This is a genomic window from Streptomyces sp. NPDC037290, assembly GCF_055603245.1.
Genome location: NZ_JBVJVZ010000033.1, coordinates 29,762 through 38,780, shown reverse-complemented (window position 1 = coordinate 38,780; position 9,019 = coordinate 29,762). Strand labels below are relative to the sequence as shown.

10 protein-coding genes and 4 pseudogenes are annotated in these 9,019 nt (G+C 66.9%); 10 read left to right on the top strand and 4 right to left on the bottom strand.

Annotation, left to right across the window (positions count from 1 at the left end; translation table 11 throughout):
• Positions 1 to 726: 726 nt before the first annotated feature.
• Positions 727 to 1,209: a hypothetical protein gene (locus tag ACZ7HQ_RS41230; protein WP_471001589.1), complete on the top strand. Its 483-nt coding sequence runs from the start codon at positions 727 to 729 to the stop codon at positions 1,207 to 1,209.
• A 220-nt stretch (positions 1,210 to 1,429) separates the two neighbouring features.
• Here the strand turns inward: ACZ7HQ_RS41230 and ACZ7HQ_RS41225 are convergent, their stop codons facing one another.
• The gene (locus ACZ7HQ_RS41225; RefSeq protein ID WP_471001586.1) at positions 1,430 to 1,642 is read right to left on the bottom strand and encodes a hypothetical protein; all 213 of its coding nucleotides are present in this window, start codon (positions 1,640 to 1,642) and stop codon (positions 1,430 to 1,432) included.
• Between the two features lie 240 nt (positions 1,643 to 1,882).
• Here ACZ7HQ_RS41225 and ACZ7HQ_RS41220 point away from each other — a divergent pair, with 240 nt between their 5' ends.
• Together ACZ7HQ_RS41220 and ACZ7HQ_RS41215 are read left to right on the top strand one after the other, a co-directional pair.
• A complete protein-coding gene (locus ACZ7HQ_RS41220) occupies positions 1,883 to 2,098 on the top strand; it encodes a hypothetical protein (RefSeq protein ID WP_471001583.1) in 216 nt (71 codons plus the stop codon).
• A 147-nt stretch (positions 2,099 to 2,245) separates the two neighbouring features.
• Positions 2,246 to 3,193 carry a carbohydrate kinase family protein gene (locus ACZ7HQ_RS41215; protein ID WP_471001580.1) on the top strand — a complete coding sequence of 316 codons (948 nt, stop codon included), beginning with the start codon at positions 2,246 to 2,248 and terminating at the stop codon, positions 3,191 to 3,193.
• Here ACZ7HQ_RS41215 and ACZ7HQ_RS41210 read toward each other — a convergent pair.
• Positions 3,093 to 3,314 (bottom strand): annotated as a pseudogene (locus ACZ7HQ_RS41210) (integrase core domain-containing protein); the annotation flags it as partial. The gene ACZ7HQ_RS41215 and the pseudogene ACZ7HQ_RS41210 overlap by 101 nt on opposite strands.
• Positions 3,315 to 3,482: 168 nt before the next feature.
• On the opposite strand from ACZ7HQ_RS41210, the pseudogene ACZ7HQ_RS41205 reads away from it, so the two are divergent.
• From ACZ7HQ_RS41205 to ACZ7HQ_RS41185, 5 genes and pseudogenes are all read left to right on the top strand, one after another.
• Positions 3,483 to 3,638, top strand: a pseudogene (locus tag ACZ7HQ_RS41205) (IS1380 family transposase); the annotation flags it as partial.
• Between the two features lie 190 nt (positions 3,639 to 3,828).
• The gene (locus ACZ7HQ_RS41200; RefSeq protein ID WP_359169482.1) at positions 3,829 to 4,092 is read left to right on the top strand and encodes a hypothetical protein; all 264 of its coding nucleotides are present in this window, start codon (positions 3,829 to 3,831) and stop codon (positions 4,090 to 4,092) included.
• The gene (locus tag ACZ7HQ_RS41195; protein WP_471001577.1) at positions 4,089 to 4,454 is read left to right on the top strand and encodes a hypothetical protein; all 366 of its coding nucleotides are present in this window, start codon (positions 4,089 to 4,091) and stop codon (positions 4,452 to 4,454) included. The genes ACZ7HQ_RS41200 and ACZ7HQ_RS41195 overlap by 4 nt, the downstream gene beginning before the upstream one ends.
• Positions 4,455 to 4,628: 174 nt before the next feature.
• Positions 4,629 to 4,943, top strand: a complete 315-nt coding sequence (locus ACZ7HQ_RS41190; protein ID WP_471001574.1) for a DNA-processing protein DprA — start codon at positions 4,629 to 4,631, stop codon at positions 4,941 to 4,943.
• Between the two features lie 280 nt (positions 4,944 to 5,223).
• Positions 5,224 to 5,856, top strand: a complete 633-nt coding sequence (locus tag ACZ7HQ_RS41185) for a PASTA domain-containing protein (RefSeq protein WP_471001571.1) — start codon at positions 5,224 to 5,226, stop codon at positions 5,854 to 5,856.
• A gap of 292 nt (positions 5,857 to 6,148) precedes the next feature.
• Here the strand turns inward: ACZ7HQ_RS41185 and ACZ7HQ_RS41180 are convergent, their stop codons facing one another.
• On the bottom strand, positions 6,149 to 6,772 hold the full coding sequence (locus ACZ7HQ_RS41180) for a hypothetical protein (RefSeq protein WP_471001568.1): 624 nt from the start codon (positions 6,770 to 6,772) through the stop codon (positions 6,149 to 6,151).
• Positions 6,773 to 7,670: 898 nt separating this feature from the next.
• Here ACZ7HQ_RS41180 and ACZ7HQ_RS41175 point away from each other — a divergent pair.
• Positions 7,671 to 7,802 (top strand): annotated as a pseudogene (locus ACZ7HQ_RS41175) (RacP protein); the annotation flags it as partial.
• A gap of 21 nt (positions 7,803 to 7,823) precedes the next feature.
• Positions 7,824 to 8,763, top strand: a pseudogene (locus tag ACZ7HQ_RS41170) (IS5 family transposase); the annotation flags it as partial.
• On the opposite strand, the gene ACZ7HQ_RS41165 reads toward ACZ7HQ_RS41170, so the two are convergent.
• Positions 8,740 to 9,019 (bottom strand): hypothetical protein (locus ACZ7HQ_RS41165; protein WP_471001607.1); only part of this gene is annotated, 280 nt, incomplete at its 5' end. The pseudogene ACZ7HQ_RS41170 and the gene ACZ7HQ_RS41165 overlap by 24 nt on opposite strands.

Here is a 9,019-nt window from a genome sequence, read left to right as displayed (position 1 = left end):
GAGGCCGCGGGTGCCGCGAGGGCGGTGACGGTGGCCGTCGCGGCGAGGGCTGCCGTCGCGGTGAGTGCGCGGCGCCGGGTGAGGTCGGGCATGCGTGTGTCCTTCATGCAGGTGTTCTAGTGGTGACGACGCATGCCTATCGGGCGGACCGGAGTCGTGAGAAAACGTCCCGGCGGAGGGGGCTACGATCCAGACAGTTGTTTTCAGTTTGTGCAGAATTGGACCAGGATGATCTTGCCGCGGTCAGGGTTGATCCACCCGGGGATGGGGAATTCCTGCCCGGAGGAGCCTGATGTCCGCTGATCCTTTTCACACTCCGGTGGCCCGAGTGGTCCGGCTCACTGAGCCAAATTGACGCGATAGCTGCCAGCTGTTACCCCGCGAGAGCCGCCAGTTGCGTTGGTGAGTGCCGGGCGCACGCATGAAAGTCGCGTGTGTTGCAGCAACGGGTCCCCAAGCGACGCACGACGCCCTGACCGCTGACCACCCGAGCACTCGCCAAGGCGACACAGTGGAAGCGTCAGCACCCTGATGTGCTGGTGTACCGACCCTCGCCTGTTCTCGGCCCTTCCACGGTGCCACGCGGCGATCGTAGGTACCGGTATCGGGAATGCGGCTTGCACGTGGTGTTCTGGGAAGTCCGGCGGGGCACGTGCCATGTGTCGCGGACTGGCAGGCTTCCCGGGACAGGGCTGAGCGCTGCCACGAGACAGATAGGACGTGACGATGACACGGACCAAGGAAGCTGCCATTGGGATGCTGGCTGTCATGGTGCTGTTGAGCGACTCAGGCAGTGCGCAGGCAGCCGTGCACAGGGCGAGAGTGTCGGGCTGGCATCGTTTCGAGAACGCTTCGACCGACCACTTCCTCGCTGCCGTGGGCAACGACGGAACCCTCACGGCAGAGCAGCCCAACCGGAACGGTGATCAGGACTTCTATCTTTGGCCCGGCCACCGGGGCTTTCAGATGGAGAGCAGGTCCTACCCACGGCGCTGTGTCACGGCCGCCGACACCCAGCGCGAGGTGCACCTGGAGAAGTGTCGTCCCAACGACGCCGCGCAGCTGTGGGATTACCATCCGAGCGGTGACGAGTCGGCCATCGCCAGCGTCGGTTTCCCCTACGTCTGCATCGGCGAAGACGCCCACAACACCATCGTCCTGGTGCTTTGCGGCGACGCGCTCGACCAACGCTGGCACCCCGTCAGCTGACCGGCTGCGATGGCATACCTGATGCAGTATGCCAGGCTGACCGTAAAGGGGCAGGCAGACCGCTACCACCAGCGCGTACGGCAGACGCACCTGGCGGCAGTACGACGGCAGCTTCGGGTTCTTGCCGCAGCCGGCTCCGCCGCCACCCAGTCAAACAACACCTGCGCCCCGGCCAGCGACCGCTCCAGCAGCCGCCTGAAGTTTCCCCAAGGCCGGGTAGTTAGCGTTTCCGCAGGTCACGCAAGGGGGCCGTTTCCTGCGTGATGGCCGCGTAGCGCCCTGTTCGGACCCTCTTGATCATTCCTTTCTCGGTCCAGCGGGCGAGTTGTCGGTAGGTGGCGACGAGGGTGACGTCGCCGAGGAGTACGGCGATCTCCCGTGAGCGCCATAGCCGTTGGGGTTCTGCCTGCAGGATGGCCAGGACGCGTGTCATGCGGGTGCTGGTCTGGCCGGGGCCGACGTACTGGGGGACCCCCCGTTGAGGTCACGGCCATACTGGCTTCGGGCGGCCGTCCAGTTTCCTTTCCGCGTAACGGGAGATGGGGGACTTCACCTTGCGAGTGCTGACGAGGGGCCGCCGTGCGGGCGACAGCGCCGACAGGAGTCGCCGGCCGATCTCTCCGATGCCCTGCTCGAAGATGCCGTCCGCACCTACCAGTAGGTCCCGGGCTGTTTGGAGGGCGATGGTGAAACCGCAGCGGTCGACCACGTCGAGATCACCGCGCTCCTGGCCAACCGCGTCATCCTCGAAGCCCTCTCGGCCATCGCGCGCCGCCGGGAGGACACCATCGCGGGTACCAGGTGGGAATCCGGCCGCCCGCTCCTCGCCGACCGCCCGCCTCCCGAGCCCGACGGAAACGTCCCTGTGCCGGACGGGAGGACACTGTGACCGCGCACCGATCAGCCACTGACCCCCAGGCCAGACTCCGCGCCCTGGCCGTACTTGATCCGCTCGCGGAGACACCCGCGGTGGTGGGCGAGGAGATCCGATTCTCAGGCGTAGGCCTGCTTGTGGTGGGCAATCTGCGGTGCAACCATGGCGCCCATGAGGCGGCCAGTGCCCACACAGGACCGCGCCGCGGGGCGAGAGCAGGCACCTGGCTCGTACCAGGAGCTGACGCCTCCGACTATCTCCGCGGCCCTCCAGGCTGGACGTCCGAAGGCCTCGGACGACTCAACGCAGCTGACCACGATCTTCGTAGTCGGCGGTGTCGCCGTGGATATCGTCACCACTCTCCCACGCGCTGTCAGGCCAGGGATGTTCGTCCAAGCCACGAGCACCATCGAACGGGTCGGCGGCTGCGCCGTGAACATCGCGAGTGGACTCACGGACGCGGGATGTCCTTGCGTCATCGTCGGGTGCACGGGGACAGACGCGCGGGGAGACTGGCTGCGCGCGGAGCTCTCGGACAGGGGACTGGACGCTCGCTTACGGTCGGTTTCCGGCCCAACACCTCTGTCTCTGATCATGGTCGAGCCGTTCGGCGAGCGGACCATCGTCGGGTTGACGGAGGACCTGTTCAGCCACATCGACATGGCACCTATCAACCTGCGTCAGCATGATGCCGTGGTCCTTCCACAGTGGCGGCCAGGACTAGCCCACTGTCTGGAACAGGCAAAGGCTGCAGGGTGCCGCACGGTCGTCGGATTGAGAGCACTGCAGGATCCCGCCGGTCCCTCGGCCGACCTGGCGATCGGCTCCATAACCGAGGTGGCGGACCGCTCCACCCTGACATCGCAGTTACACCGGTTTGGTGCCGTCGTAGTCACTGATGGGGCTCGGGGCTCCAAGGTCCATCTACCCGATGGCCGTACCCTCGTCCAACCCGCTGTAGACGCCTCGCCGGTTGACGCGACTGGCTGTCCCGCGTCAAGTTTGTGGCTCACTGATCTTGGTTTGAAAGTTGGGGATGCAGGGTTGGGTCGTGGTAGATCTCGGTCGGCCGGTGGCTGGCGAAGGCTTCGTGGGGGCGTGTGTGGTTGAAGATGTGCCGGTAGTGCTCGGCCTCGCGGGCGAGCGTGTCGCGGTCCTCGATCTCCAGGCGGTAGAGGTGTTCGTACTTCAGCGAGCCGAAGGCCCTCTCGCGGACTCCGTTCTGGCCGGGGCTTTTTGGCCCGGGTGCGGATGTGCAGCAGCTCGGGCCTTGAGGCGATGAACCTCGCGAACGCGGCGTCCTTGAACGCGCCGTCGTTGTCGGTGATCAGCTTGATCTGGACCGGGGTGCCGTCGTTGCGCCTGGGCAGCAGATTGGCCAGCGACCTTTCTCCCAGGCGAACCCCGTCGCCTGCGATTCCGCCTGTTCTCCGCGGCCGCTCAGCTCGTCACCACCGGCCGACGCAGGATCCTCCGCCTCACCCAGCACTGGTCCTGGACCAGCGAGATCACCGCCGCTCTCGAACGGCTCGCGCTCCTTCCCGCCCCCGGCTGACCAGCAACCTGCACCATCCCGACGACAGCACCTCCCGCCCTGGGCAGGGAAACCCGGCGCCCACCCGACGCGACAACCGGGCAGCCGGCCTGCCCACCGTCAGCTCCGGAAAGTGAAAGGGTCCACCGACTCCGTCGGCGGACCTATCGAGGCTAGCCGACGGTATCAGTGGCTAGCTATGGTGGTGGGTATGGCAAAGCAGACGAATATCCGACTGGACGACGCCGTCAGGGCGGCCGCCGAGGACCGGGCCAAGCGCCGCGGCCTGAGCTTGCAGGGATACGTGGCCGACTTGATCGAGGCTGATGTGAACCAGTCGCGTGCCGCCTTCATGGCTGGCGCAGCGGCGTTCCTTGCCGGGTACACGGAGCAGTTCGAGGCGGAGGTCGGCGAGGACCGGTACCCCGGTCTTCCGGAAGGGCTGGCAGAGAGCGCGCCGAGGGACGCCGCGTGAATCTCCGAATCGATCTCGCCTGGCTCCTGGCAGTAGCGCAGCAGATCCCGGGAGATCCCCAGGTCGTCGACTACGGCGTGCCGGTCGCGGCGGAAGCACGTCACCGGGCGGAGATCCTGGACCACGAGGTCTATCCCGAGCCCCATCACAAGGCCGCCGCACTGCTGTGCGAGCTGGCGAGGAACCCCAGTCTGGAGGCGCGCAATCTTCTCTACGCGGCCACGGTGACCGCGGCCTACCTCTCGGCGTGTGGCCTTCCGGTGAGCCCCGGCCTGAACACCGTTGTCCCTTTGGCCCGCGCGGCCCGGGAGGGGCTCCCGGTGCGGGAGGTCGCCGCTCAGATCAAGACCTGGACGAGCTGATCGAGCAGGCTCTTCCCGCGGTCCGTACCGAGTCAGGATTCCCGGTCATCAACGAGCGTCGGCCGCCATCCGAAACGGTGAGGCGTGCCGTCAGACCCAGCAGGGCCATCACGGCGATGGAGCCCAGCAGGATGGCCAGCCACCCCATGTCCACGAAGTGATGCGAAGGGGCCCATGAGCCCGCCGGCGAAGTACACCTTCCCCCGCCGCAACGTCGTCACGTCCGGCACCGCGCTGGGCAGCGTCGTCATCGAGGCCTCGAGCACGTCAGGCGCGAAGATGCAGGCCCGCCTGGCTGCCGAGCACGGCAAGCTCGTCTTCCTGATCCGTTGCCTCGCCGACACACAGCCCTGGGCCAAGAAGATGCTGGGCGAGGGCCGGGCGATCCTGGTCACCGCATCGAGCGACATCACCGACCGCCTCGGCCAGGCAGCGGACATACAGGCCGCCGGTCAGCAGCGCCAGCAGCTCGCCCTGGCCGGCCTGTGACGGCAGGTCTCCCTAATCTGGCAGGCAACTGCCCGGTGTGCGTGTACCGCATCACCGGCACCGCCCGCCTGTGCTCCGACTGCGCTGGCCGCACCCTCCAGCCGGTCGCCGAACCCCACTGCCCCGTCTGCTCCCAGGCCGTCGTGCGTGATTCGAGTGCTCCTGTGGGGGTGACCCGCTGTCATTGAGGGCGCACTGTCACGGGTCCGTCACAGGCTCCGCTCCTCCTCCACGAGCGCCCTAACGTGTTCCGCCTGTATTGGCACCATGAGGGGGATTGATGCGCGTCCGTATCATCGCTGTTGTCCTGTTCTGCGCCGCGAGCACCGGGGTTGTCGCCTGTCAGCCGACCGACAGCGCCAAGCCGTCCGGCAGTACGCCACGGGCGGCGGGTACGAGTGGCGCGCCGAAGAAGGACGACAAGTCGGCGGTGAAGAAGGCGGTGCCGAACTTTGTCGGTATGGGCCTGCAGTCCGCCCAGGACGCCGCGCAGGCGGCCGGCTTCTACAGGCTCAAGTCGCACGACTCCCTCGGTCGCGCCCGTATGCAGATCCTCGACCGCGACTGGAAGGTCTGCTCCCAAAGTGTCAAGGCAGGTACGGTCACGGCCACCCACACCCAGCTCGACTTCGGTGCGGTCAAGCTGGACGAGACGTGCCCGGCGCACGATCAAGCCGTACCCTCGGCGGCCGGCGGGACGATGCCGGACTTCCATGGCAAGAGCGTGAAGGCAGCTCGCGACGCTCTCGACTCCAGCACCTCGGTCACAGTGAACGACGCGTCGGGCGACAGCCGGATGGTGCTCATCGAGTCCAACTGGCAGGTGTGCGCTCAGACCCCGAAGGCCGGGGCGAAGCTGAACGGCCAACCAGTCACCCTGGACGCGGTCAAGTACGGCGAGAGCTGCCCGTAGGAACGCCGACGCCCCGCCTGCCGAGCGATGCTGTGGGCGAATTCCCGGTGCTTGCTGGTTCGCTCTGTCAGAGATGGCGGAGCGAAGGGCAGCGAAGTGGCTGGGGCGGGAGCAGCGCCCCGCCAACCCGGTACTCTATTCCACCTGCCAGACGGCGGGGCGTCGTGCATTCACGGGTCAGGTGCCGCCGAGGGCGTGTTCCCGAAGCGTGCGGGCCTTCTGCACCACCGTGCTGCCGTCACCCCACGCCCCAAGGCCGTATCTCAGCCTCATTGCGGCGCGCCCTTGCCGGTTATTTCGGGCAGGTGGGGACGTCGTCCCGGTCCACGCCGTATACGTTGGCGTAGCCGACGTATCCCCCGTTGCCGAGCTGGTACCACCCTGAGGTCCATGTCCCCATGTCCACCGTCTTATAGCAGAGCACGGTTACAGGGTCGCCTCGGTGGTACGTGCGGATTACAACCGGGGGCGTCCCCGGCATGAGGGGTTGCTTGTACTCATCCACCGTCTTCTGCGGCGGATGTATGACGATCGTGCCGGGGAACCCTTTAGCGGGCTGCTGCTCGGTGCTGGCGCAGATCGCGTACACGCTGATGCCGACGGTGGAGTAGCCGGGTTGTCGGCCCAGTGCGGTCCAGCCGGTCCCGTCGTCGGTGGGGAAACTGCCGACGAGGATCGCCTGGTTGCCCTGGGCTTCGGCACCACCGCCGATGACCTTCTTGCCCCCGGGACAGGAAACCGTGCGGCGCTGGAAGTTCGGCACGTTGGTGTTGGGGAGCTTGACGATCTCGTAACCGCGAACGGCTGAAGCCTCGCTGGAGGCGGCATCAGTGGTGTCGGCCTGGGCAGTCCAGCCGGCGCCGGATAACAGGATCAGTGCCAGCGCACCCGCGCCTATCGCTTGCTTGCCTCGCATGGTCATGTCCTTTCGATCGGGAGGCCTCCTCGAAGGGCGGAGTCCTCTCGGTGGTCATCGTCGTGGCCCTGCTCGATGGCGTCTTGTCGAGCGGTGCAGCTGCGGGCAGCGGATGATCCCGAGGTTCCGGGGCACCTCATCGTGCAACTTGCCGCCTGATACAGCTGGTTGGGGAAAGATGGCCCGTTGTCTTTGCCTAGCGCGGCTTACGCCGTCTGTGTGAACAGGATCGGGGCTGGCGCGCACGGCCTACGCTGCTGATCGTCCCGCCGAGAGGGTGCTCGGGGCACGCCGGGCCTCCGGATGAGGCCCGGCATTTTCACGTCCGGGTGTTGGGATACGCGCACGCTTGCCACGGGCGAGCGTGGAAGCATGGATTGAACCGTTCCGGGTTGATCGAGACTCTAGGTTGTGACTGTGACCTGGGGCTTTGTCTCTTCGAGGTAGTAGCTGGTCTCGTATTCGGCGGGTGGGGTGTGCCCGATCTCACCGTGGAGTCGGCGGTGGCAATATCAGTCGACCCATTCGGCAGTGGCCAGCTCGACCTCGGAGAGTGTTTTCCAGGGCCGTCGGGATTGATCAACTCAGTTTTGAACAGGCCGATCGTGGGTGCCGTCGAGGGGAGTATCAGCTGCCCGACCAGCACGATCATGATGCCGAACGCCGGGCTGCTGCTGCGTTGCGGAGTGGCAGGCGATTGGGCGGACGAAGTCGGCGGTATGGCGGCAGGGATGCGCTGCGTTGTGGGCGTGGCGGGGTCCTGTTCTGGCCTTCGGGGCCGACAGAGTGTGAGCGGTGTGCGGGGTCGTCTCGGGCCTGGCCCTGGAAGAGGGGGTGGGGGTGGTGATCGCGGGCATTTGCGAGCCCGGTGGGAGGGGGGACTTGTCCCCGGGTGCTGCTGACCGAGGTCCGCCGCCTGATCACCGGCACCATCGCCCCGCACTCTGCACTGGACCCAGGCGACAAACGCCTGCGCCACATCGTCGCCCAGCTCAACTCCGTCGAGTCCACCCTCGACCTGATCGCCTGACGAAAGCGGGCGGCGGACGCGATGCGGCAGCGCCGCTACCCCTTGGACACAACCGATCTCGAGTGGGCTCTCATCGAGCCGATGCTGCCGGTGCCGACCTGCCAGACTCCGCGCGGCGGCTGCCCGGAGGCACACCCGCGACGCGAAATCGTCGACGCACTGCGCTACATCGTCGACACAGGATGCAAGTGGAGCGCCCTGCCGCAGGACTACCCGCCCTTCAAGACGGTGTTCGGGTTCTTCACCCGCTGGTCCGCGGCCGGGGTCTTCAACCTCATCCGCGACCAGCTGCGTCGCCGGATCCGGCGGACCATGGGTACGTCCCCCCACCCGGTGGCGGTGGTGATCGATTCGCAGTCGGTCAAGGTCGCCGCCACCGTCCCTCGTTCCACGTCCGGGTATGACGCGGGGAAGAAGATCCCGGGCAGGAAGCGACATATCGTCGTGGACACCAAAGGTTTGCCGCTGTTCCTGATGGTCACGTCGGCCGACGTGCACGACAGCGTCGCCGCCTGCGAAGTCCTTTTCCGCCTGCGGTTGGTACACCCCGAGATCACCATCGTCTGGGCGGACTTGGCCTGCGCCGGCACGCTCGTCGACTGGGCCAAGTCCTTCCTTCACATGACGATCAAGACCGTGAGCAGATGCAGGGAGGCGAAGGGGTTCGTGGTCCTGCCGCGCGGGTGGGTGGTGGAGAGGTCGCCCGCGTGGCTGCTTCATGCCCGCCGGAACGCGCGGGATTACGAAACCCGGCCCGAGCACTCCGAAGCGGTGCTCACCCTCGCCGCGACCACCCTCATGACTCGTCGGCTCACCCGGCACCCCATCCACCCCAATGCCGCGCTGCCTCGCCCACAGCTTGCAGTGCAAGCCGCCGAGGCCAGGACCGAGTGATCAGGTTCGGCGCCCCGCTCGACGTCGGCCGTTGAAGATCACGCTAGATGCTGGGGCTGGTGCCTGGCGCGATACCCAGGTGGAGGTTTGCCCATCCGTTACTGCCGGTCACCCACAGATCGCCGGTGTTGGCCTGGAACGCGACCTGAGTGCCGCCGCCGGGAAGGCTCCGGATGCTTGGGCTGGTACCGGACGCCATGCCCACGCGGAGGTCCGCGGGTCCGCCAGTGCCGGTCACCCAGAGGGTGCCGGTGTTGGCCTGGAAGGCGGCTTGGTAGCCGCCGCCGGGGAGGCCCGTGATGCTGGGGCTGGTACCGGTGGCC

Coding starts and splice junctions, on each gene's coding strand:
- ACZ7HQ_RS41230 (WP_471001589.1), top strand. CDS start 727: ATGACACGGACCAAGGAAGCTGCCATTGGGATGCTGGCTGTCATGGTG.
- ACZ7HQ_RS41225 (WP_471001586.1), bottom strand. CDS start 1,642: ATGACACGCGTCCTGGCCATCCTGCAGGCAGAACCCCAACGGCTATGG.
- ACZ7HQ_RS41215 (WP_471001580.1), top strand. CDS start 2,246: ATGGCGCCCATGAGGCGGCCAGTGCCCACACAGGACCGCGCCGCGGGG.
- ACZ7HQ_RS41200 (WP_359169482.1), top strand. CDS start 3,829: ATGGCAAAGCAGACGAATATCCGACTGGACGACGCCGTCAGGGCGGCC.
- ACZ7HQ_RS41190 (WP_471001574.1), top strand. CDS start 4,629: ATGAGCCCGCCGGCGAAGTACACCTTCCCCCGCCGCAACGTCGTCACG.
- ACZ7HQ_RS41185 (WP_471001571.1), top strand. CDS start 5,224: ATGCGCGTCCGTATCATCGCTGTTGTCCTGTTCTGCGCCGCGAGCACC.
- ACZ7HQ_RS41180 (WP_471001568.1), bottom strand. CDS start 6,772: ATGCGAGGCAAGCAAGCGATAGGCGCGGGTGCGCTGGCACTGATCCTG.